Here is a 22,167-nt window from a genome sequence, read left to right as displayed (position 1 = left end):
CGAAAGGCCCCCATGTCCATCGACACCCGACAGCCCGTCGTCCACCTGCGATCGCGCGCCGTGAGCGTCGTTATCGACCTGCGCGACGGTCGCCTGCCGTCGATCGCGCACTGGGGAGCCGACCTCGGTCCGCTCGACGATCGGGAGCTCGCCGATGTCGTGCGCGGTGCGGAGCGGTTCGTCACGGAGAACGCACCCGATCGACCGACCCGCCTCGCGGTGCTTCCGGAACAGAGCGAGGCCTGGCTCGGCCGGCCGGGCATCACCGGCAGCCGGGACGGCCGCGACTGGTCGCCGCTGTTCACGATGAAGCCGGCGCTGGTCACCTCGCGCACGGTCACCGTCGACGGAGAGGACGCCGAGGCGGGTCTGGCCGTCCGGGTCGAGTTCGAGCTGAGCGAGGCCGGCCTGCTGCGCGTCAGAGCGACGCTCCGCAACACCGCCGACGGCGTCTACAGGCTCGACGACCTGCATCTCGCCCTGCCGATCCCAGCCCGCGCCCGCGAGGTCCTCGACCTCGCGGGCCGGTGGGGCAAGGAGCGGACGCCGCAGCGTGCACCGCTCCACGTGGGCGCCTGGGTCCGCGAGGACCGCCGCGGACGGACCGGACCGGACACCCCGCTCGTGTTGAACGTCGGCGTCCCGGGCTTCGGTTTCGCCGACGGTGAGGTGTGGGGCGTGCACGTGGGGTGGAGCGGCAATCAGCGACACCTCGCGGAACGGCTCTCGACCGGCGACCAGGTGATCGGCGGTGGCGAGCTGCTCCTGCCGGACGAGGTCCGCCTCGGCTCCGGCGAGGCCTACACGAGCCCGTGGGTGTACGGGGCCTACGGTGACGGGCTCGACGAGCAGGCCGCACTGTTCCACGAGCACCTGCGTGACGGGCGGAGTCATCCGGTCCGCGACCGGCCGCTCACGCTCAACGTGTGGGAGGCGGTCTACTTCGATCACGACGTCGACGCCCTCGTGGAGCTGGCGGAGGTCGCCGCGTCGCTCGGGATCGAACGCTTCGTCCTCGACGACGGCTGGTTCCGGGGTCGGCGGCACGACCGAGCCGGTCTCGGTGACTGGTACGTCGACGAGGAGGTGTGGCCGGACGGACTGCGACCGCTCGTCGATCGGGTCCGCGCGCTCGGGATGGAGTTCGGTCTGTGGTTCGAACCGGAGATGGTGAACCTCGACTCCGACCTCGCCCGCGAACACCCGGACTGGATCATGCAGACGGGCGGTCGACTGCCGATCCCGGCGAGGAATCAGCAGGTCCTCGACCTCGGCCGTCCGGAGGCCTTCGCGTACGTCCTGGAACGGATGACCGCGATCCTCACCGAGGTCGACATCGCGTACGTGAAGTGGGATCAGAACCGCGACCTGGTCGACACCGGGTCCGCACCCGACGGCGGGGCCGGTGTGCACCGTCAGACGACGGCCGTCTACCGGTTGATGGACGGACTCGCGGACCGCTTCCCTGAGCTGGAGATCGAGTCCTGCTCCTCGGGCGGCTCGCGGGTCGACCTCGGCGTCCTCGAACGGACCCACCGGGTCTGGGCCTCCGATTGCAGCGACCCGCTCGAGCGGCAGCAGATCAACCGTTGGACCGCTCAGCTGGTCCCGCTCGAGCGCCTCGGTGCACACATCGCGTCCGGTCGGTCGCACACGACGGGCAGATCGCACGAGCTGTCGTTCCGGGCCGCGACGGCGCTGTTCGGTCATCTCGGGGTCGAGTGGGATCTGCGGCAGGCCTCCCCGGCGGAACTCGCGGAGTTGGCCGACTGGTTCGCGCTTTACCGCTCGACCAGGGCCCTGCTGCACACGGGGCAGCTCGTCCGTGAGGACGTGGTCGACGACGCGCTCCAGATCACGGGGGTGGTGGCCGCGGACCGGTCGGAGGCGTTGTTCTCCCTCGCATTCCTCGGGCGTTCCGACGTCGCGAGGATCGGGCGGTTCACGCTCCGCGGCCTGGACCCGGAGCGTCGCTACCGGGTCCGGCCGCTGCGCATCGGCGAGCCCTCAGGAGGGCGCACCGTCCCCGCCTGGTTCGGTGAACCGGACGGCGTGGACGGTCCGCACGCCGGTTGGACCGGCGTGGTGATGTCCGGGGCGACCCTCCGCCACGCCGGCCTGCAGACCCCGGCGACCCCGCCCGAACGGGCGTGGATCGTCGAGGTCGCCGCGGTCGACGACTAGGGCAGCACCACCTCACCCTGGTTGAGCACCCTCGGGTGGAAGTAGGTGTTCTGGATCTCGGTGTTCGAGTTGTTGCCGCGCAGCTGCTCGGACCAGATCATGAAGTACGACCAGCGCGTCTGGGACTGCAGGAGGTTGGCGTCGGGCACCTTGCCCATCTCCGCGATGGCGATCGGCTTCGTCCCGGCGATCGACTGCAGCTGCTGGTAGTCGGCGGTGCTCGGGTAGTTCTTGTACCAGACGTCGAGCGAGACGACGTCGACGTAGGAGTTCCCGGGGTAGTAGCCCGACCACCCTCCCTGCGGGTTGTCCTGGACGTTCCAGACCCAGATGAGGTTGTCGAGGCCCTGGGCGTCGAAGTAGTCGCGCATCTGCTGGAAGATCTTCGCGCCACCGTTCGCGCCTGAGCGGCCACCCCACCAGTTCCAGGTCTCGTTCATCTCGTGGAACGGACGGAACAGGACGGGGATCCCGGCGTCCTTGAGCTGCCGCAGGTACGGCACCACCTCGGCCATCCGCTGCCGCCAGGTCGTGTTGAGCGCGGTGCCTCCCGTCACGATCTGCGTGAACTGGGCGTTCGAGATCTGGGTCTTCACTCCGCCGTCGAACTCGCAGGTGGAGGGTCCGGTCGGTGAGCAGGCGTGCCAGGTGAGGGCGACGAGCGAGCCGTTCGCCCACTCCGTCTTCGCCTGGTCGATCACCCGCTGTCGGTTCGCGGCGTCCTGCCCGCGGAACATGAGGTCACCGCCCCAGAGCCCGGGATACTGCCCGGTGACGTCCTTCACCTGCTGGGTGTACTGACCTGGCAGGCTCGCCGGTTCCTTGTTGTGCTGGCCCGACACGATGTTCGTCCCGGCGATCGTCTTGAGGTACTGGATCACCGTGGCCTTGTTCTTCGCGGGGAACGCCTCGGCGTCCACCGGTTGCGCGACGGCGGAGCCGACGAGGCCGAGGACGAGCGCGGCGCCCAGTGCGATGCGCGTCCTCCGGGTGTGCGATGTCATGTCCATCTCCTTTCCGCCCTGCGTCGTCGGAGGGCGGCGACCCCAGGATCGCGGTAGGGGCGGGGTGCCGTCAAGGACTTTCATAAATTACTGCTTAAACCCGACGCGACGGCGACGGCGCCGCACGGAGCCTGGCAGGGCGGGGTAGCATCGACGGATGTCGAACGCCGGACCGCCCGAGATCCTCCGCCTCACGGCCTTCGCCGCCGAGGCCGGCGGCGGCAATCCCGCGGGGGTCGTGCTCGACGCCTCGACGCTCACCGAGGCCGAGATGCAGGCGATCGCCACCGAGGTCGCCTACCCGGAGACGGCCTTCGTCGTCGATCCCGGTGGCGACGGTGACGACCGGCACGTGCGGATGCGCTACTTCTCCCCCGGTGCCGAGGTGCCGTTCTGCGGTCACGCGACCATCGCGACCGCGGTCGCCCTCGCGGAACGGCGTGGCGTCGGGCGGTTCACCCTGGAGACGAACGTCGGGCCGCTCGTCGTCGAGACGGCCTCCGACGCAGACGCCGACACGACCGACATAATCGGCGGCACCGGCACGATCACCGCGTCGTTCACGAGCGTCGAGCCCACCGTGCGCGAGCTCGACGCCGAGATCGCCGATCGGCTGCTGTCGCTCCTCGGGCTCGAGCGTTCTGACCTCGACGAGCGGTGGCCGCTGCGTGAATCGTTCGCCGGCAACCGACACCCGGTCGTCGCCGTCCGCGACCAGGACGCCTTCGACGCCTTCAGCTTCGATCCGGCCGCGCTGCGCCGACTGATGGACGAGCAGGGCTGGGCCGGAACGGTGACCGTGGTGCACGGCCACGGTCTCGACGACACCGGGCGCCTGCTCGTCGAAGCCCGCAACCTCTTCCCCGTCGGCGACATCACCGAGGACCCGGCGACGGGCTCCGCTGCGGCCTCACTCGGCGGTTATCTGCGCGCACTCGGCCTGGTCACCCCGCCGGCCCAGGTCATCATCCGGCAGGGTCATCACGTCGGCGCTCCCAGCCTCCTGACGGTCGACGTCCCCACCACCGGCGGCATCACCGTGTCGGGGACCGCGCAGGCGATCGCAGCTCCCTGAGCAGCGGCCACCATAGACCGATGAGCCGTGGCTCGGCCTCGCGCTAGCATCGAGCCAGTCACGGCCGGGCGGCCTCCGGAGGGGATGGACATGTTCACAGGTAGCGGATCGAAGCGGGGGCGCACCGCGGGCCTCGGCGTCATCGGTGCAGCAGTGCTCGCGATCGCCCTCGCGGGATGCGCCTCCGAGGCCGAAAGCGGCGCCGACCCCTCGACCACTGCGTCCGCCGAGTCCGGCGACGCTGTCGGTGTCGTCGGCGTCTGGGGAGACGCCGACGCGCAGAACAGCCCGTCGCTGGTGTTCGCGGAGGACGGCACGGTGACGGGGACCGACGGGTGCAACCGACTCATGGGCTCGTGGACGGCCGACGGCGACACGGTCGAGTTCGCGCCGCTGGCGTCCACGCGGATGGCCTGCGAGGGGGTCGACACCTGGTTGTCGGGCGGAGCATCCGGCACCTGGACCGACACGAGCCTCGTCGTGTTCGACGGGAGCGGCACAGAGATCGGCACGCTCGAGCGCTCGGAGTGAGGGAGCCCGCGGTGTTCGGGCCATGTGGTGCCCAGAACGGGTGGGATCATCGCGTGAACGTGATGACGGGGTGCCCTCGGCGGGAATCCAGCGTCACCTCGGCCGCCACGCCGTAGACGTCCGCGATGAGCGCCGCGGTCAGCACTTCGCTCGGCGCCCCAGCAGCGACCACCCGGCCGGCCCGCAGCACGACCACCGAGTCGCAGTACATCGCGGCGAGGTTGAGGTCGTGGATGGCGATGACGGTGGTGACCGGGAGCGCGCAGACGAGGTCGAGCAGTTCCAGCTGGTGTCGGATGTCGAGGTGGTTGGTCGGTTCGTCGAGGAGGAGCTCGCGTGGCTCCTGGGCGAGTGCTCGCGCGATCTGTGCCCGCTGGCGTTCGCCTCCGGAGAGGGTGTGCCAGAGTCGGCCGGCCTGGTCGAGCAGGCCCACGTGTGCGAGGGCACGGTCGACGGCGGTCTCGTCGGCTGCGGTGTCACCGCCGAGTCCCGAGCGGTGCGGGATCCGGCCGAGTCGCACGATGTCGCGCACCGTGATGTCGACGTCGGTGTCGGCGTGCTGCGTCACCGATGCGACCGAACGTGCAATCCGCCGTCGACCGACCGACGCCAGGTCGACACCGTCGAGCGTCACGAGTCCGGCGGTCGGCTTCACCAGGCCGTGGAGCACCCGCAGGAGCGACGACTTGCCCGACCCGTTCGGACCGAGGAGACCGACGGTCTGGCCCGGTTCGGGGCGCAGCGTCACGCCGTCGACGACGAGCGCGCCGCCGCGGTTCCAGGAGACGTTCTCTGCATGAAGGGTCATCCGCGCCTCCGTCTCCGGGCCAGCAGGGCGATGAAGACCGGTACCCCGACGAGCGCGGTCCCGACGCCGACCGGCAGCGGCGTCGGTGAGAACGCGACGCGCGAGCCGGCATCCACCCAGACCATGAAGGTCGCACCGATGATCGCCGTGGCCGGGATGAGTCGCCCGTGACGGGGCCCGACGAGCAGGCGGGCGGCGTGGGGCAGCACGAGTCCGACGAAGCCGATCGCCCCCGCGACGCTCACCAGCGTCGCCGTGATGAGCGCCGTCGCGATGAGCAGGATCGCCCGTGTGCTCGCGACGTGGATGCCGAGCGACGCCGCGACGTCCTCACCGAAGGCGAACGCGTCGAGCGCATGGGCGTACCGGAGGCACAGGACCGAGCCGGCGACGACGACGATCGCACAGAGTGCCACGTCGTCCCAGCGCACGCCCTCGAGCGAGCCGAGCAGCCAGAACATCACGCCGCGCGTCTCGTCCGAGTCGGCGAACGCGAAGATGATCAGCGAGGTCACGGGCCATGAGCATCAGTCCACGGGTGAGACGCGAATGAGATTCCCGTCGGGGTCTGCAATCACGAAGGTTCGACCGAAGACGTCATCGTGTGGCTCCTCCACGACGGTGACGCCCTTGGCCTTCCACTCGTCGAACACCTGGTCGACGGCGGCCCCCGAACCGGGAACCATGAGCCCGACCTCGAACGTGCGCGGGGTGCTGGGCACCGCGTGTTCGTTGCGGCCGGACCAGAGGGCGAAGAGCACGCCGGGAGCAACCGGGAAAGCGACGTACCTCGGGCTGGTGAAATCAGGTTCGATCGTGAAGAGGTCGCTGTAGAACGCGGTGGCAGCCTCAGCGTCCTGGACCTGGATCAGAAAGAGGTTGGGTGCGGGCATCGGGTGTCTCCTGTCGAGTGGTGCTTGCGGTGTCAGACAACCCAATCGCCCAATCACGCCACCTGTTGTCAGGTTTTACGAGAAACTTGTCCAATGAAAGCCGCCCGGCTGCTGAGCCTGCTTCTCGTCCTCCAAACCCGCCAACGCGTGACGAGCGTGGAGCTGGCGGAGCGCTTGGAGGTGTCGGTGCGGACGATCCTGCGCGACGTGGAAGCACTCTCTGCGGCCGGCGTACCCGTCTATGCCGAGCGAGGGAGACACGGTGGCATCGTCCTCCTCCCCGGCGCGCGCCTGAATGCGTCCCATCTCGAACCAGCCGAGATGGACTCGCTCTCGCTCGCCGGCCTCGACAGCGTGCAGCGCGCACAGCTGGGGATCACCGCCGCTCACGACATGGCCATTCGGAAGATCGCGGCCCGCCGTGCTGCGAACGCAGCCGGGGACACGGACCTTGCCGAACTCGTCATCGTCGACAACTCAGGGTGGCTCGCCGCCGAAACCCGCGACACGGACGTCGCAGATCTGGCGTTGACGTTGCGCTCTCGCCCACGGCTGCGAATCCACTACCGCCGAAGCGGTGCCGAGCACGCGACCAGTCGGGACGTCGACCCGTATGGGCTCGTTTCGAAGTCCGGGCGGTGGTATCTCGTGGCCGATGACGATGGAACGGCAAAGCTCTTCAACCTCGAACGGCTTGAACACTATGAAGCTCTCCTCGAGCCCGCGGCGACACGATCAGATCAAGACTTGCGATCGGTCTGGGCCGAACTGAAGCGCCGCTCCGAGGGCCCTGGGGAAGTCGAGGTGACGGTCAGGTTGCGAGGAACGCGCGTCGACCTCGCCCGACGCATCTTGGGCAGCCGTCTGAAAGCGACCGGATCGAGTGAAGACGGGTGGCACCTGTTCACGGTCAGCTACCCCGAAGTCGAGTCCGTACGCCAGCTCCTGCAATTCGGCGATCACATCGAAGTGCTCGCCCCCGAACGCGCCCGCCAACGCATCGTCGAACTGGCAACAGATCTCATCAGCCGACACAACACACCGCCCGCCTGACACTTTGCGTATCCGCCGTAAACGTAGACGGCTGCCATCTATCGAGTGGAGGCTCTGACGTGGCTATCGCGGCATCGAACGCATCAGGTGGAACATACGTCGGGCAGTCTTGAGCGATGGAATATGCGCCGGTCCGTTGGAACCACAACATCCACTACCACCGGCACATCCTCGACGTCGTGCCGGCCGGAGCACGCACCGCGCTCGACGTCGGTACCGGAGACGGACTCCTGGCGATGGAGCTGCGCGAGCTCGTGCCTCAGGTGACCGGGATCGATCCCGACGCTCAGGTACTCGAATCAGCTCGTCGCCAGCAGTCGGACGTCACCTGGGTCGAGGGCGACGTCATGACCTTTCCGCTCACGCCCGCCTCGTTCGACGTGGTGGCTTCCGTCGCGACGATCCACCACCTGCCCGACCTCGATACGACGCTGACTCGACTCGCCGAACTCACCACCCCGGGAGGCGTCGTCGCCGTCATCGGTCTGGCCCGATCATCCCGGCTGCTCGACCATGCCTACGACATTGCGGGACTCATTCAGCATCGACGTCTCGCTCGACGGTTCGGCGTCTGGGAACACTCCGCGCCGACGGCGCCACCGCTGCACACGTACGCCGACGTGCGAAGGAGCGCCGCCCGAGTCCTGCCGGGAGCGAACTGGCGCCGGCTGCCGCTGTGGAGGTATGCGCTTGTGTGGACGAAGCCGACCCGTTAGCGATAACCGGCTACCGCTCATTCTTCGTCGGTCCCGGTGAAAGAGCCTTCAGCGGGCGCGCTTTCAAGAAGGCTCGGCGCCAGTACAGTCCGCCGAACGCATCAACGCGGACGGCTCCTCCAGATACGCTCGCCGCATGACCCAGAGACGTTGGCAGAAGCTCACCGAATGGCCCCTCGCGATCGCTGCGGTCGTCTTCCTCGCGGCGTACTCCTACGAGGTGATCGCCGAACCCGGCGGAAGCGTCGCCGAGGTCATCATCGCGGCGACGTGGGTGGTCTTCGTGGCCGACTACGTCGTCAATCTGGTGCTCGCGAAACCGCGATGGCGATGGTTCTACACGCACCTACTCGACCTCGCGATCGTCGTCCTCCCGATGCTCCGGCCATTGCGCCTGCTCCGGCTCGTCACGCTCCTGGCGATCCTGAACCGGACCGCCGGCGCCGCCTTCCGAGGACGGGTCATCATCTATGCCGCCGGCGCATCCACCCTCCTGGTGTACGTCGCGGGTCTTGCGGTCCTTGATGCTGAACGCGGCGGTGACGGCTCGATCCAGACACTTGGCCAGGCCCTCTGGTGGGCATTCGTCACCATCACCACCGTCGGCTACGGCGACTACTTCCCCGTGACGTACACCGGACAGCTCGTTGCCGTCGGAGTCATGATCGGTGGGATCGCCCTCATCGGTGTCGTCACTGCCACTCTCGCATCATGGATCGTCGAGCGCGTCGAGCAAAGGGAGGCCATATCCGAAGCGATCACCAGTGCGCACATCGAAGCACTCACGACCGAGATCGCGTCGCTTCGGCAGCTCATCGAAGGGAAAGTGGGCGAGACGCTTCCGGACGGCGCATCGTCGAGGTGATTGCGGACCTAGGACAGTCCTCCTGCGAGCGCGAAGTATCCCGGCGGACCGCTCCTGGGGGGGTCTGAGCCTCGATTCGAGGGCAATCCGTCGCCTCGGACGACTGATACCGGCGCCCGGCCTAACGGCGTTATTCATCAGGAACATCTGAAAGCGTCTCAAAGGGCAACAGGTTTACGAGACGCATGGCTCCTCGATGACCGCGTCGAGCTAAGTCCCGGAAGGCTGCAATCCTCGCCGACGGTCAACTGTCTCAGAAACTCGTCTCACCGTGCGGCGTGTCTCATCTATACTTGTACCGATTTCTGAGACATGATGATGCCATGAGACCGATCGGGTACACCAGAGTCAGTACCGCCGGCCAGGACGCACAGCTGCAGCTCGACGCACTCCTCGCCGCTGGCGTCCAGAAACGCGATGTGTTCGCGGACGTGACCTCAGGTAGCAAGACCGCGATTGAACGTCCCGGGATGACGAAGCTGCTCGAGTATGCCGAGGCCGGCGACACTGTGATCGTGTGGCGCATCGACCGGCTCGGCCGTTCCCTCATCGATGTCCTCAACACCGTCGAGCTCCTGCGCGGCCGCGGGATCCACGTGCGATCACTTTCAGATGGGATCGACCCTGCGACGTCAACGGGCCGACTGATGCTCCACATGCTCGCTACCTTGGCCGAGTACGAGCGCGAGCTCATCGTCGAACGCGTAAACGCCGGCATTGCCTCAGCGCGCGAATCGGGCACCCGCTTCGGGCGCCCACCAGTGAACCCTGACACCATCGCCGAAAAGCTCGCCATCGTCACCGAGGCCCGCAGCCGCGGCCGCACGGCCGCCGAAGCAGCTGCACTCGTGGGCTGGAGCCGTGCGACTCTCTACCGACACCAGACCACCACTTCGGGCAGAACCACATCCGCTTGAGGTTTCGAGCAGCGCGGTTCCGGAAACGATCTTTGAGTACTCAGGCCAACAACGTTCGCCTGCCGGAACGGGTCGCGGATCTCACGCTTCGCGGTTCAGCCCGGAACCTCGAAAATCCCGAAGTTCCCTCGCGGCTGATTGATGTAGTCGATTGCCTCCGCTTCGACCACCTGGAGGTGGATCTGACCGCGAGCCTCAAACATTGAGTGATCGACATCGACCCTACGTCTTAGCTCAGTTGACGCTTCCGCAATGACGGCTGCGAGATGGGCCCGAAGCACGCCCGCAAGGGCCATCGTTCGGACCACGAAATCACGGGGAACAACGACGCGCATATGTACTGCGAAGACGTCGTGCACCGATCCAGTCTCGTTGAGTTCAACCATCGCAAAGGTCCGGCTGAGCTGGTTCACCGAATGGGCGACGAACTTGTCGCGCAGGCTGAGCACCCATTCAAGCTCATCCTTCTCCTCGTCGGTCATCCGTTCGCGCACAGTCTGTGGGAGCACGCCGCCAGCGCCGTGTTTGTGGCGACCGATAGCGACCAGTGCCGTCTCTGAAAATGCTGCCAGAGCGTCGACATGGGGGTCGTCACGACCTTCCTCCTCCAAGAACAAGCGACATTGCCGCTCAGCCATGTCCAGGTCGCTCGCAATACGTGCAAGGAGACGCAGATGATTCGAGTCGGGGTGGTCGATGATGAACTGATCTGTGGAGGTGGGATCGTCCAAACCACCGATCATCGTGACTTGCGTATGAGTCTGGGGCATCTCAGCAATGTAGCGGCATCTGGGCAACGCGCCTGCTCCACAAGCAGCAGCGCCACGCGCTGACGTTTCGAGCGCGTCGACTTCGGCAGATATTGTCAGGGCATGCAACGAGCAGCCGAGATAGCAGCCCAGGTGTTCATCGCTCGTGACGCTCTCCTACGAAATCGGAGAGAGGACCTCCGCGTAGCATTTCTACTCCTCGACAGCGCCGTCGAGACCTTGATGGTCCGCTGGACACAGACTCACCTAGCTATGGGCTCGTGGGGCGGCAGCCACGACGGATACTGGCCAGACCAGGAACCGGTTCCCATCGTTCTAAACGACTTCAACCAGCGAGAGCGCATGAGGGCCGAGGCGAAGGACAACTACGTGCGGTGGCAGCTCTCGGACACCCAGAAGCGCAGCATCGGCCGTGATTTCTCCGACAAACTTCGAGTCCTTGCCTGGAACGGCGACATCCCGACTGAGTATGTGCCCGTGCTCGCCAGGCTCCATGACTACCGTAACGAGATGTACCACCGCGAGGAGTCGCGCCCGAACGCTCTCCGCGTGCTGGCGCACTTATACGCCTGGCTCACGGCTGACCTCTTAGAGCGCCTTCGACCTGGAATCTTCAGCAGGTGGGGTGGTGACCCAGATGACATCGTCGAGCGCACCTATGAGCGAATGGGCAGACCGGTGCCAGTCCCCATGGACGGATTCAAGATTCAGAACGACATGGCTACCGCCCTGCGAGAGGGCCTCGATCTGGCCACCGCTCCACAGCTCCTGGCCGACTACGCGGCCGAACGGATCGAGTCCGTTCACGATGCAATCGAGTTCTCAGCAGAATACATTGGGGAAGTTCAGCGCATCAGCGATGTCACCGAAATGGATATTGTGCGGCTGCTCTATCACGAGGGCGGACCTCAACTGGGCCTCGCGGAGATGCGCCATTTCAAAGCACCCGTTACTCGAGCAATGATCGCGCGCTGGGACAGGTGGCCCGAGTTGATCCGGGGTACTCCCGGCGCAGTCGAGGCGTTCCGCTCCTTGACAGACATGGAAGCGAGTTTCGAAGATTTCGAGACCCGAGTGCATGAGCTGGCCAGAGAAGTGGATGGAGCGATTCAGTTTGAATTTGATTTGGCGCGCGGAAAGTAGAGCGATATCGTATGCCTCGGCCAACCGGGAATCGCTCGACAACGGGCTCGGACTTGGAAGTCCCTACCTTCCCCCGGCATCATCGCTGTCGATTGAGAAGAGCGCCTGCATCCGCCTTGAAAACGACCGATAATCTTCGTTATGTCGAGCTAGCAGCGCTCCGCTCAAACGCTACCGCGGCGTTCCCACCGCGCACAGACGCCAGGCGAAGCGCCGCCAGGTGAAAGCGTAAGGCTGCGTCCGTCGCGTGAACGATGACAGCTGGGTCGGCGGTGAACAGGGCCCGGTTGGAGGTGTCGTCTTGGAAGTCGACGGCGGATAGCGTCATGGTCCGCGATGCAGACGGATGAGTGAGGCCGCTGATCATTTGCCAGGTGGCGCGAGCTACCGTGCTCCTACTACCGATCTCACTAGAGGCCTGGGCGATGATCGGCCCGAACCCGGGAAGCCCTCGTTGAAACACCGTCACATCGATGCCGGCGACAGCAGCAAGGGCCCGGAGGTGCGCTTTCCGTTCGCGTATCTGCCTCGCGTTTTCACGACGATGGCGCTGATGCTCGGCGACGACAGCTTTGCTGTCTCCAGGGAGCGAATCCGTGATGACTGTCGCGAGTTGGTCATCGCGGAGTACGTCATCCATTCGGACCTGCAACGATCTGCCGACCCGTTCTCCGCGATCGTGCGACTGGAGTAGCCAGGTTGCCAGCGCTGCTGCTTCTGTTGCAGTGCGCAGAATGGCGTATTGCGCGACCATCGGCAGCCGGAGCCCGCCTTGGACGTGAGGATCCAGGAGCACGAGGCGGACAGTGCGCAACGCGTCAAGCGAAACAGACAGACAGTTCCCGACGAGATGGCTCGTCTGGAGGTAGTCCATAAAAGCGTCGTCGCCTGCGAGGTCGGAAGCCGGCAACGCGAGGTCGAAGTGCCTCCCGTCACGATGGCACTCGAGTTCCTCGATCAGGCTGAGCTGCCGAACGAGCGCCTGCACCGCCGCTTCAGGCTCCTGCCTCACATCGACACCTTCGCGATCGCCCGCGATACCGACGAAGCTCCGACGCCGAGCACTTTGGCGATGTGAGCGACGCTGCGCCCCTCGGATCGCATGCGGAGCGCTTCTGCAGTGCGTTCGGTCATAACTGAGGGCCGGCCTCCGATCCGGCCTTGAGCCCGAGCATTCGCCAGGCCTCGACGAGTGTTGTCTCGAATGGTGTCGACGCGGAGTTGAGCGAAGACCGCGACGATACCGAACAGCGCGCGTCCCATCGGGGTCGTGGTATCGATCTCCGGTTCCGTCAGGCTGCGAATGTTCACACCTCGGTCATGGAGCTCGGCGATCGTCTGGATCGCCATGACCTCGGAACCAGCGATGCGATCCAGCGCGCGCATCACGAGCGTGTCGCCGTGACGGAGGTAGTCGAGGCAGGCAACCCACTGAGGGCGCTCGGACACACGGCTCGACTCACCGCGGTCGACGAAGACTCGTGAAGCACCTGCAGCGAGCAACTCTCGCTCCTGAGACTCCGGGTTCTGCTCACGAGTGGAAACGCGGGCGTACCCGATCACGTTGGCCATAGCAGAAACCTACGGCCACCCACCGATAACGGTCGGTAGGCAGTTTCGGAGCAAGGTGGTTTCGGGTGACAGTTTCGGTTGACGTCGACACGGCGTGTCGCCCGACTCGGCCCAACGCGCCCATGCTGCACCGAAAACGATCGTTTCTGACCACAGCAGCGCCCGACCCTGGCGAAGCTCGTCGTCTGACCACTACTCTCGGGAAATGCTGCCCTTCTGCGAGCTTTCAGATGCCATCAATCTCAAAGCACTCAGCCTGTTGGATCGACAGTGCCCGGCGTGAGGCGGCCGATCTATGACGACCGGGAACGGACCGACCTTTCCCCGCAACGCAACGATGAGACCTCGTTTGCCTTCTTCAATCGGGCCGGTGGCTCACAGTGGCGGCACAGCCGCACGCTTCATCAGGAGTGGGCTGACCGGCTCCACGGGCGTGACTACGCGGAGGTAAGGGCGGCTCTCCGTGCGGACGACGCGAAGGCTCGAAGTGCTTTTCTTGAGTTGTACCTGCACGAGTGCTTGGTCCGCGGCGGCCATGAGGTCGTAATACACCCCGAGCTTGATCACACATCCCGCAGGCCCGACTTCCTCGCAAGCCGGGAAACGCGTCGCGTGTTCGTCGAAGCTATTGCACCCGGCTCGTCGCCATCCGATATCGCGGCCGCGAATCGAATGAAGGTGCTCCTGGCGGTGCTCGACCAGGTAGGCGACGACAACTTCTTCCTCATGACGAACTCGATCACGCAAGCCCGTAGCAGCGCGCCCGCCAAGATCTTCCGCGAGCAGATTCGGAAGTGGCTCGCAGCGCTTGATCCCGATTCGGTTGACACGGACGATCTGCCGACACGAACTTTCGAGCAAAACGGTTGGAGCGTCGATATCACGGCCATCCCTGTCAAGCGAGACAGCCGCGGGAATGTCAGGCGGTCCATTGGCATCTATGCCCACGCTGAAGCCCAGTTCATCGATGATGGGGCGAAACTCGTCGCCGCGATTAAGACGAAGGCGAGGAGGTACGGCCACTTCGAGGCGCCGTTTGTCATAGCCGTCGGCACAGCGACGTTCGACGAGGACGATGAGGAGGTCTTCAATGCCCTCTATGGATCTGTGTCTTGGGTTCTCGACGGACACAACCCCGGCGAGGAGCTCACATCGCGCGGCGTGCGCAACCGCGACGGCTACTTCGGATCACCGGGCGCTTGGAAGAATCGTCGGGTTTCGGGGGTCTTGATCGTCGATCAGCTCTCACTCCACGATCCGACTCACTCTCGCGTATCGCTATGGGTGCACCCCGACCCGCTATACCCGCTGCCAAGCGAGCCGATGTTCCCTGGCGTGATTCACGAGTGGAACGGCGAAAGCACAGATAAGCGCGAGGCCCTCGACGCTCGCAAGCTGCTCGGGCTCGCAGACGACTGGCCACAGGGCCACCGCTGGCAAACCGACTGATCACTATCGGCGTAGGCGCTGGCTGAAAATATATTATGTCGTTCGCGTGCGGCGCCCACAGCTCACCGCGGGTCGACGAGCCCCGCTCGGATCCCCCAGAGCACGGCCTGCAGGCGATCGCGCGCTCCCGTCTTCTGCAGCAGACCGGCGAGGTGGTACTTCACCGTCGTGGGTTCGACGAAGAGGCGGTCGGCGATCTCCGCGTTGGAGAGTCCCTTCGCCAGGAGGTCGAGGACCTCGAACTCGCGGTCGGTGAGCGGCGACTCCGCCGGTGCCATCGCGGCCGCGGGCGTCTCCCGCCGGCGCTCCGAGAACTCGCGCAGGATGCGACGGGTGAGGCGCTGATCGAGCGTCCCCTCCCCCGCCGCGACGGACCGGATCGCGGCGAGCAACGTCGCCTCATCGGCGCCCTTCAGGAGGAAGCCGGCCGCACCGGCCTCGAGGGCCGCGAACACGTCCGCGTCGACGTCGAAGGTCGTGAGGATGAGGACGTCGGCGTCGAGTTCCGGGTCCGCCGTGATCGTGCGGGTCGCCGCGATCCCGTCCGTGCCCGGCATCCGGATGTCCATGCAGATCAGGTCCGGACGCAGCTCCTTCGCCAAGCGCACCACGTCGGCACCGTCGATCGCTTCACCGACGACCTCGATGTCGGGCTCGGCACCGAGGATCACCGAGAGGCCGGCGCGGACGACCGCCTGGTCGTCCGCGATGAGGAGGCGGATCATGAATCACTCCGATGCTGGTCGGGACCCTGCTGGTCGGGACGGTGCTCGTCGGGGCGGTGCTCGTCAGGGATGGTCAGGCGGTTGCGCCACCCGCCCTCGTCCGTGGGTGCCGAGGTCAATCGCGCGCCGATGAGTTCCGCGCGCTCGCGCATGCCCCAGAGGCCATAGCCGTCGCGCGACGGTGACGCAGGCCGCTGCGACGATGCGGCGTTCGTCACGGTGAGCTCGATCGCATCCGCCTCGAACCGCACCGCCACACGACAGACGGCTCCGGGCGCATGCCGGGCGGCGTTCGCGAGCGACTCCTGGACGGTCCGGTACGCGGCCGTCTCCGCGAGCGGACCCAGCACCCGAGGCTCACCGGTCACGGTGTACGCGACGTGCTGCCCCCGCGACCGCGCCGCCTCGACGAGTTCCGGGATCGCCGCGATCGTCGGAGTGGTCGCCGGACCGAGCGTCGATCCGTCTCCGCCGCGCCGACCGTCCGCATCGTCGCTGCGCAGCAGGCCGACCGTCCGCCGCAGATCCACGAGCGTCGTCCGTGCGTCCGACTGCACTGTCTGGAGCATCGCCCGAGCGCGTTCCGGGTCGCGCTCGACCAGCGCGCTGGCCGCCTGGGCACTGACGATGATCCCCGACAGGTGGTGCCCGGCGATGTCATGCAGTTCCCGGGCGAGGGCGGTGCGCTCGGCGCGGAGGTCGTTCTGCACACTGATCCGTCGCTCGTTCTCAGCCATACGCGCCTGGTCCTCGATCGCCGACAGCAGGCGCTCGCGCCCCCGTGCGTACTCGGCGACACCGGCCGGGAGCACGTACTGCAGCACGATGCGCGCGACGGCCGCGAACACGAGGATGAGCGGCTCCTCGGACGACCCGAAGGCCATCGCGATGCCGCCGACGACCGTCGTGGCCGCCGCGCCCGTCACCAGTGCGGCCACCACCGTTCGACGGTCCTCGCGACGGGCGAGCGCGTAGGTGGCGAGGATCACCCCGAACGAGCCGAGGCCGAGCTCACCGCCGGTGCTGCCGAGGATCACGAGGTCGAGCGCGACCACGACCCCGAACACGATGACCGGGTACCGGCTCCGCAGCAGCAGCGCGACGGCTTGGAGCACGACCAGGGCCACATGCACCCACGGCGGGATCCGACCCGGCACGGCGTGCAGCTCGTCGACCCACGGGACGACCCCGAGGTACCCCACCGCACCGGCGAGGACCAGGACCGGCGGGAGCGCCGAGCGCAGACGGGCCGCGAGCGAGGCGGGCCGTGCGGGAGAGGTCATGGGTCGAGTCAACCACGCCGAGCGCCGACCCCGGTGGGGGCCGGCGCTCGGCGTCCGGTGAGCAGCGGTCATCGCTCGCAGAGGGTGGCGTCGAGGGCGTCGACGACGATCCGGTACTGCTCCATCAACCGCTCGTTGTCGTCGGGCGAGACGACCGCCCACGGCAGCGAGGTGACCGCGATGGTGACGGCCGTCCCGTCGGGACCGACCGCGTTGCGCGTCTGGGTCCCCGGGATGTCGCCACCGTGTCCCCACGCGGCGCCACCGCAGCTGAGCGGGTACCGCTGCAGGCCAAGTCCGTAGCTCGCTTCCGGCCACAGCTCGTCGCCGGCGGGCACCGTGGTCTGCATCTCGGCGAGGCTCTCCTCGTCCAGCAGGTCACCGTCGAGCAGCGCCTGCATGAACACGTCGAGCTCGTGCGGCGTCGACACCATGGCCCCGGCGGACCAGGCGAAGGAGGGGTCGAGGGCGGTGATGTCCAGCAGCTCGCCGACCGTCTTGGCGTGATAGCCCTTCGGGTGCGCTCCGCGCAGCTCGCGCTCGCCCGGTGCCGGGAAGTAGGTGTGCTCCAGGTCGAGCGGTTCCACGATGCGCTCGTCGATCTGCTGCGGCAGCGCTCGATCGGTGACGGCCTCGATGAGCAGACCCAGCACGAGGTAGTTCGTGTTGCTGTACTCCCAGCGCTCCCCCGGCGCGAACACCGCGGGCTTCGCGAGGGCGATGTCGAGCATGTCGCGCGGCGAGATGTAGCGCTCCTGGGCGGCGAACGCGTCGGCGGCGATCTGGTCGGCGTACTCCGGGAGGCCCGCCGTGTGCTGCAGCAGCTGGCGGACCGTGATGCGGGTGCCGTCGATCCCCGAGCCGGTGACGAGGCCCGGCAGGTAGGTGTCGATCGGCGCGTCGAGGGCGACCGTCCCCTCCTCGACGAGCTGCAGGACGACGGTCGCGACGAACATCTTCGTGTTGCTCGCGATCCGCACCTCGCCGTCGACCGGGGCCGGCTCGTCGGTCGCGAGGTCACCGATGCCGGCGGCGACCTCGATGGACCTGCCGTCGGGTCCGGTCACCGAGGCGAGCGCCGCGGGGTAGCCGGCGTCGACGAGCGACTGCATCCGGTCCTGCAGTGGGCCCGATTCGGAGCCGGTGCCGGCGGTCTGCTCTGTGGCGCTGGAGCAGGCGCTGAGGGAGACGGTTCCGGCGAGCAGCGCGGCGGCGGCCGAGACGGCGATGAGCGTGCGGTGACGGGTCTGGTGCTGCGTCTTGGTCTGAGTGTGGGTCTGGGTCTGGTCGTTCATGTGGGTGATTCCTTTCAGATGTCGCGGCGCGAGAGCGCAGCGGATGCGGCCACAGTGAGGGCGGCGGTGAGGGCCACGAGGGCGAGGATGACGACGAACGGTCCGAGCCCGTCCGTTCCGCCGTGGATGACGCCCTGTGCGAGGGCGACAGGCAGGAACTGGGTCCAGACCGGCGGAGTACCGCCGCCGACCAACTGGATCGACGAGACGACGATCGGTTCGAGGATGAGGACCGCGATCATCGTCAGCACGCCGGCGAGCTGGGTGCGGACGATGAGTCCGACCGCGAGGCCGATGACCGACAGTGCGGTCACGGCGAGGACACCGAGCCCGAAGCGTGCGGCGAGGTCCGCGGCGTCGAGGACGAACGGCGTCCCCGAGGCGAGCAGGGTCAGTGCGAGGGTCACGAGGCTGACGAGGGCGAGCACGACACCGAGGGCGGCGCCGACGAGTGCGACCGCGCCCGCCTTTGCGGCGACGATGCGGAACCGCTTCGGCGAGGCGAGGGCGGCACCGACGATGCCGCCGTAGCGGTCGTCACTCGTACCGGCGAGCACACCGAGCAGCGTGACGGCGAGGAGGGCGACACCGATTGAGCCGCTGCCCATCGACGCACCGAGGGGGTTGATCGCGTCGAGCTGGACCGCACGGGAGGCGAGGTCCAGGACGGGGAAGTCGCTCCCGAGGGCGTCGAGGCCCGGGCCGACGTCACCGCTGGCGAGGGCGGGCATGAGCGTGACGAAGGCGAGTTGCGTGACGATGAGTCCCACGACGGCGACCGCCGCGGTGACCTTCGTCGCGGTCGTGGTGACGAGCCCGATGAGTTCAGCGCGGAACATCAGCGCACCTCCCTGTTCTCGGTGAGCTGGGCGGTTCCGGTGACCTGGAGGTAGTACGCCTCGAGGTCACCGCCCGATGCGGCGAGGATGTCGACCATCGACGACTGGGCCAGCACGCGACCGTCGGTGATGACGACCACGTCGTCCGCGATGTCCTGGACATCGGACAGAAGGTGGGACGAGAGCAGCACCGTCCCACCCGCGTCGGCGAACGCACGCAGCCGGCGTCGCAGCCACTGCATGCCGGCCGGGTCCAGACCGTTCGACGGCTCGTCGAGGATGAGTACGGCAGGCTCGCCGAGGAGGGCTGCGGCGATCGCGATCCGCTGACGCATGCCGAGCGAATACCCGGCCGCAGGACGGTCGGCGTCGCGGGTCATCCCCACCTCGGTGAGGACCGCGTCGATCCGGGCCGCGTCGACCCCGATCCGTGCGGCGGCGATGCGGAGGTGCTGCCGCCCGGTGCGGGCCGGGTGGAGTCCACCGGCGTCGAGGACGGCGCCGATGGAACGAGCGGGGTGCTCGAGCTGGCGGTACGGGCGGCCGAGGATGAGACCGTCGCCCGCGTCAGGACGGACCAGACCGAGGAGCAGACGGATGGTGGTGGTCTTCCCGGCACCGTTGGGACCGAGGAGTCCGACGACCCGGCCGGGGTCGACGGTGAAGGACACGTCGTCGACGCGCGGGCGACCGTGGAAGGTCTTCCGGAGCCCGCGGGCCTCGATGGGATGAGAGGTTGGTACGTTCATGTCTTCAGCCTCGTAGCGGGCGGCCCAGGGCGCCCCAGCCCGCCGCACAGTCCCCGACTGGCCGAACGGACAGTCGTCGGAGACCTCTAGGCTGCAGGCATGGACACGACTGCTCGGCTGCACGATCGACGTCGCCGTCTCGCGCCGCGCGCGACCCTCGTGGCCACGGCGGTCGTCGTCGCCGGTCTGCTCGCAGGCTGCGCGACGTCGCCCTCGCCGGACCGGACGACGGCGGCATCCGCATCCGCATCGGACGCCGCGACCCACTCGGGCACCGGGGAGATCCGGCACGAACTCGGCCCCCTCACCGAGCGCTTCCCACAACTCGCCAGCGCGCTCTCGGCGACGTGGATGTCGGGGACCATGGGCGACGCGCGGGTTCCGGGCCCGAGCACGTACTGGATCGATGCGGTCGTCGTCCTGGACGAGGCCGGATACGCGGAACTGCGGGCGCTCGAACCCGATGAGGCGGGCTCGGACGTGGGCGCGGAGCTTCCGGACCTCGACCCCGGACTCGACGACGCGCTGCCGCCGGGACCGTTCGCGCGCGCGTCCGCTCTCGACGACGCTTTCTCGCAGGACGGCCGGGTGACGCAGGTGTTCCTCGACGATGCGACCAGCTCGGTGGTCCTCACGAGTCGGTTCCAGTAGCGGTCGGCACGGCGGGCTCGCACGTTCTGCGACGAATGACCACCGCTTCACAATCGCGGGCTCGCGGGATTGAATAAACGCATGTCCGAACCAGCTGACACCACCGTCCCCGAGAACTCCGACGACCGCATCGCGGTGCTCTTCGACATCGACGGGACGCTCGTCGACTCGAACTACCTGCACGTCGACGCCTGGGATCGTGCGTTCGCCGATGCCGGCAGACCGGTCGACGCGTGGCGGATCCACCGCTCGATCGGCAAGGACGGTGGCGAGCTGCTCGAATCGCTGCTGGACGGTTCCGACGAGGTCGAGCAGTACGGCGAGCGGGCGAAGGAGCTGCACAGCGAGTACTACCTCCAGAACACCTCCCGGCTGCGGGTGATCGGCGGTGCGCGCGAGCTGCTTGGAGCGTTGGCGGGGCGCGGGATCGCAGTCGTGCTGGCGACGTCGGCTCCGGAGAACGAGCTCGAGATCCTGCGGGAGCTGCTCGACGTCGACGATGCGATCTTCGCCGCGACCTCCTCCGGTGATGTGGAGACCGCCAAGCCGGAGCCCGACATCGTCGAGGTCGCGCTCGATCGTGCTGGCGTCCCGGCGTCGCGGGCGGTCATGGTCGGCGATGCCGTCTGGGACATCGAGGCGGCTGCGCGGGCCGGCGTGGAGTGCATCGGGGTGCGCAGCGGTGGCTTCGGTGAGCAGGAGCTCCGTGACGCCGGTGCGGTCGCGGTCTACGGCGACGTCGCGGAGCTGCTCGCGAACCTTGACGACAGCCCGATCGGCAACCTCGCAGGCTGACTGCGGGTGTGAGCGCGGGCTTGAGCGCGGCTCAGCTCCGCGTGGCGCGGCTGCGGAACCAGCGGGCGAGTTCCTGCAGCGCGCGCATGGTGGCGGTCGGGTCGTCGCGGTCGAGGTCGTCGAAGGTGTCGCGGTAGCCGTCGAGCTCGGTCTCCGAATCGGTGCCGGTGGCGGTGTCAGCGCGTTCGAAGCCCATCGTCCAGGCGGCGAACTGGCGTTCGCGGATGGGCTCCTCGAACATCACGCGGATGCCGGTGTGGCGGGGATCGGCGGCGAGGGTCTCCATGAGCTCGCGGACGGCGGGCTCCGGTCCTTCGAGGACCTGCAGGAACCGGCCGTCGCGGTGGACGAGCATGCCGGTGAGCTGTGCGCGGGCGTTGTTCTCGCGGCAGGTGGCGAGCAGGGCGGTGAGGTCGTCGTCGCTGAACGGCTGTGTCGCCGTGCTCGCGTATACGAGTGACAGCATCTGGTCTTCGTCGGTGCCCACCTTTGGAGCCTACCCGGCGGGGTGCGGAGGTGGTCCCGGAAGCAGCTCCCTGTCCACGGAGCGTGTGCAACCCGGCTGCCCTTCGACAGGCTCAGGGACCGGCTCCATCCGGGCGCACCTCTCCCGGTCACCGAGCTTGTTCTCCCCGGTCACTGAGCCTGTTCTCCCCGGTCACTGAGCCTGTCGAAGTGCCCACGCGCGCGCCACGGTTCCGGGCACAGCTCCCCCGGTCACTGAGCCCGTCGAAGTGCCCCAAGCACACCTCATCGTCCCGGGCACACCTCTTCCGGTCACTGAGCCTGTCGAAGTGCCCACGCGCGCGCCACGGTTCCGGGCACACCTCTCCCGGTCACTGAGCCTGTC

24 protein-coding genes are annotated in these 22,167 nt (G+C 67.4%); 11 read left to right on the top strand and 13 right to left on the bottom strand.

Annotated elements, in window-relative coordinates; all coding sequences use genetic code 11:
* The first annotated feature begins 12 nt into the window (after nt 1-12).
* The gene (locus HOW07_RS10040; RefSeq protein WP_175116834.1) at nt 13-2,184 is read left to right on the top strand and encodes an alpha-galactosidase; all 2,172 of its coding nucleotides are present in this window, start codon (nt 13-15) and stop codon (nt 2,182-2,184) included.
* On the opposite strand, the gene HOW07_RS10035 is transcribed toward HOW07_RS10040, so the two are convergent.
* A complete protein-coding gene (locus tag HOW07_RS10035; protein WP_175116833.1) occupies nt 2,181-3,188 on the bottom strand; it encodes a glycoside hydrolase family 26 protein in 1,008 nt (335 codons plus the stop codon). The genes HOW07_RS10040 and HOW07_RS10035 overlap by 4 nt on opposite strands.
* Nucleotides 3,189-3,345: 157 nt before the next feature.
* Between HOW07_RS10035 and HOW07_RS10030 the strand changes: the two genes are divergently transcribed.
* Both HOW07_RS10030 and HOW07_RS10025 read left to right on the top strand, forming a co-directional pair.
* Nucleotides 3,346-4,263, top strand: coding sequence for a PhzF family phenazine biosynthesis protein (locus tag HOW07_RS10030; protein ID WP_175116832.1), 918 nt, complete (start codon nt 3,346-3,348; stop codon nt 4,261-4,263).
* Between the two features lie 90 nt (nt 4,264-4,353).
* A complete protein-coding gene (locus HOW07_RS10025) occupies nt 4,354-4,794 on the top strand; it encodes an META domain-containing protein (protein WP_175116831.1) in 441 nt (146 codons plus the stop codon).
* Between the two features lie 46 nt (nt 4,795-4,840).
* Here HOW07_RS10025 and HOW07_RS10020 read toward each other — a convergent pair whose 3' ends face one another.
* From HOW07_RS10020 to HOW07_RS10010, 3 genes are read right to left on the bottom strand one after another with little or no spacing between them, the layout of a single operon-like run.
* Nucleotides 4,841-5,602: an ABC transporter ATP-binding protein gene (locus HOW07_RS10020; RefSeq protein WP_175116830.1), complete on the bottom strand. Its 762-nt coding sequence runs from the start codon at nt 5,600-5,602 to the stop codon at nt 4,841-4,843.
* Nucleotides 5,599-6,117, bottom strand: coding sequence for a FecCD family ABC transporter permease (locus HOW07_RS10015; RefSeq protein WP_371743635.1), 519 nt, complete (start codon nt 6,115-6,117; stop codon nt 5,599-5,601). The genes HOW07_RS10020 and HOW07_RS10015 overlap by 4 nt, the downstream gene beginning before the upstream one ends.
* A gap of 12 nt (nt 6,118-6,129) precedes the next feature.
* Nucleotides 6,130-6,495 (bottom strand): VOC family protein, encoded by a 366-nt coding sequence (locus tag HOW07_RS10010; protein WP_175116829.1) that lies wholly within the window; start codon nt 6,493-6,495, stop codon nt 6,130-6,132.
* Nucleotides 6,496-6,588: 93 nt separating this feature from the next.
* Between HOW07_RS10010 and HOW07_RS10005 the strand changes: the two genes are divergently transcribed.
* The 4 genes from HOW07_RS10005 (at nt 6,589) to HOW07_RS09990 (ending at nt 10,046) form a co-directional block, all read left to right on the top strand.
* Nucleotides 6,589-7,548: a YafY family protein gene (locus HOW07_RS10005; RefSeq protein ID WP_175116828.1), complete on the top strand. Its 960-nt coding sequence runs from the start codon at nt 6,589-6,591 to the stop codon at nt 7,546-7,548.
* A gap of 116 nt (nt 7,549-7,664) precedes the next feature.
* Entirely contained in the window at nt 7,665-8,264 is a 600-nt protein-coding gene (locus HOW07_RS10000; RefSeq protein WP_175116827.1) for a bifunctional 2-polyprenyl-6-hydroxyphenol methylase/3-demethylubiquinol 3-O-methyltransferase UbiG, read from the top strand.
* Nucleotides 8,265-8,400: 136 nt separating this feature from the next.
* On the top strand, nt 8,401-9,129 hold the full coding sequence (locus tag HOW07_RS09995) for a potassium channel family protein (RefSeq protein WP_175116826.1): 729 nt from the start codon (nt 8,401-8,403) through the stop codon (nt 9,127-9,129).
* Between the two features lie 323 nt (nt 9,130-9,452).
* Nucleotides 9,453-10,046 (top strand): recombinase family protein, encoded by a 594-nt coding sequence (locus tag HOW07_RS09990; RefSeq protein ID WP_175116825.1) that lies wholly within the window; start codon nt 9,453-9,455, stop codon nt 10,044-10,046.
* 95 nt (nt 10,047-10,141) lie between these two features.
* On the opposite strand, the gene HOW07_RS09985 is transcribed toward HOW07_RS09990, so the two are convergent.
* Nucleotides 10,142-10,816, bottom strand: a complete 675-nt coding sequence (locus HOW07_RS09985; RefSeq protein WP_175116824.1) for a hypothetical protein — start codon at nt 10,814-10,816, stop codon at nt 10,142-10,144.
* Between the two features lie 102 nt (nt 10,817-10,918).
* Between HOW07_RS09985 and HOW07_RS09980 the strand changes: the two genes are divergently transcribed.
* Nucleotides 10,919-11,959 (top strand): hypothetical protein, encoded by a 1,041-nt coding sequence (locus tag HOW07_RS09980; RefSeq protein WP_175116823.1) that lies wholly within the window; start codon nt 10,919-10,921, stop codon nt 11,957-11,959.
* A 139-nt stretch (nt 11,960-12,098) separates the two neighbouring features.
* Here the strand turns inward: HOW07_RS09980 and HOW07_RS09975 are convergent, their stop codons facing one another.
* Nucleotides 12,099-12,971 (bottom strand): hypothetical protein, encoded by an 873-nt coding sequence (locus HOW07_RS09975; protein ID WP_175116822.1) that lies wholly within the window; start codon nt 12,969-12,971, stop codon nt 12,099-12,101.
* Entirely contained in the window at nt 12,968-13,531 is a 564-nt protein-coding gene (locus HOW07_RS09970; RefSeq protein WP_175116821.1) for a recombinase family protein, read from the bottom strand. The genes HOW07_RS09975 and HOW07_RS09970 overlap by 4 nt, the downstream gene beginning before the upstream one ends.
* Before the next feature lie 279 nt (nt 13,532-13,810).
* Between HOW07_RS09970 and HOW07_RS09965 the strand changes: the two genes are divergently transcribed.
* A complete protein-coding gene (locus HOW07_RS09965) occupies nt 13,811-14,980 on the top strand; it encodes a hypothetical protein (protein WP_175116820.1) in 1,170 nt (389 codons plus the stop codon).
* A gap of 62 nt (nt 14,981-15,042) precedes the next feature.
* On the opposite strand, the gene HOW07_RS09960 is transcribed toward HOW07_RS09965, so the two are convergent.
* The 5 genes from HOW07_RS09960 to HOW07_RS09940 form a co-directional block, all read right to left on the bottom strand.
* Entirely contained in the window at nt 15,043-15,705 is a 663-nt protein-coding gene (locus HOW07_RS09960) for a response regulator transcription factor (protein WP_175116819.1), read from the bottom strand.
* A complete protein-coding gene (locus tag HOW07_RS09955; protein ID WP_175116818.1) occupies nt 15,702-16,988 on the bottom strand; it encodes a sensor histidine kinase in 1,287 nt (428 codons plus the stop codon). Before HOW07_RS09955 ends, HOW07_RS09960 begins: the two co-directional genes overlap by 4 nt.
* Before the next feature lie 68 nt (nt 16,989-17,056).
* The gene (locus HOW07_RS09950; RefSeq protein ID WP_175116817.1) at nt 17,057-18,283 is read right to left on the bottom strand and encodes a serine hydrolase; all 1,227 of its coding nucleotides are present in this window, start codon (nt 18,281-18,283) and stop codon (nt 17,057-17,059) included.
* A gap of 14 nt (nt 18,284-18,297) precedes the next feature.
* On the bottom strand, nt 18,298-19,122 hold the full coding sequence (locus tag HOW07_RS09945; RefSeq protein ID WP_175116816.1) for a hypothetical protein: 825 nt from the start codon (nt 19,120-19,122) through the stop codon (nt 18,298-18,300).
* A complete protein-coding gene (locus HOW07_RS09940; RefSeq protein WP_079000880.1) occupies nt 19,122-19,871 on the bottom strand; it encodes an ABC transporter ATP-binding protein in 750 nt (249 codons plus the stop codon). The genes HOW07_RS09945 and HOW07_RS09940 overlap by 1 nt, the downstream gene beginning before the upstream one ends.
* A gap of 99 nt (nt 19,872-19,970) precedes the next feature.
* Between HOW07_RS09940 and HOW07_RS09935 the strand changes: the two genes are divergently transcribed.
* The gene (locus HOW07_RS09935; RefSeq protein WP_175116815.1) at nt 19,971-20,522 is read left to right on the top strand and encodes a hypothetical protein; all 552 of its coding nucleotides are present in this window, start codon (nt 19,971-19,973) and stop codon (nt 20,520-20,522) included.
* Nucleotides 20,523-20,603: 81 nt separating this feature from the next.
* Nucleotides 20,604-21,317, top strand: a complete 714-nt coding sequence (locus tag HOW07_RS09930; protein ID WP_175116814.1) for an HAD family hydrolase — start codon at nt 20,604-20,606, stop codon at nt 21,315-21,317.
* Nucleotides 21,318-21,348: 31 nt separating this feature from the next.
* On the opposite strand, the gene HOW07_RS09925 is transcribed toward HOW07_RS09930, so the two are convergent.
* Nucleotides 21,349-21,804 carry a BLUF domain-containing protein gene (locus HOW07_RS09925; protein WP_240555640.1) on the bottom strand — a complete coding sequence of 152 codons (456 nt, stop codon included), beginning with the start codon at nt 21,802-21,804 and terminating at the stop codon, nt 21,349-21,351.
* Between the last annotated feature and the right edge of the window lie 363 nt (nt 21,805-22,167).

Origin of the sequence: Plantibacter sp. MCCC 1A11337 (genome assembly GCF_013349365.1) — a bacterium.
In the GTDB taxonomy this organism is placed as follows: Bacteria; Actinomycetota; Actinomycetes; order Actinomycetales; family Microbacteriaceae; genus Plantibacter; species Plantibacter flavus_A.
This window is presented reverse-complemented; position numbering and strand designations above follow the sequence as displayed.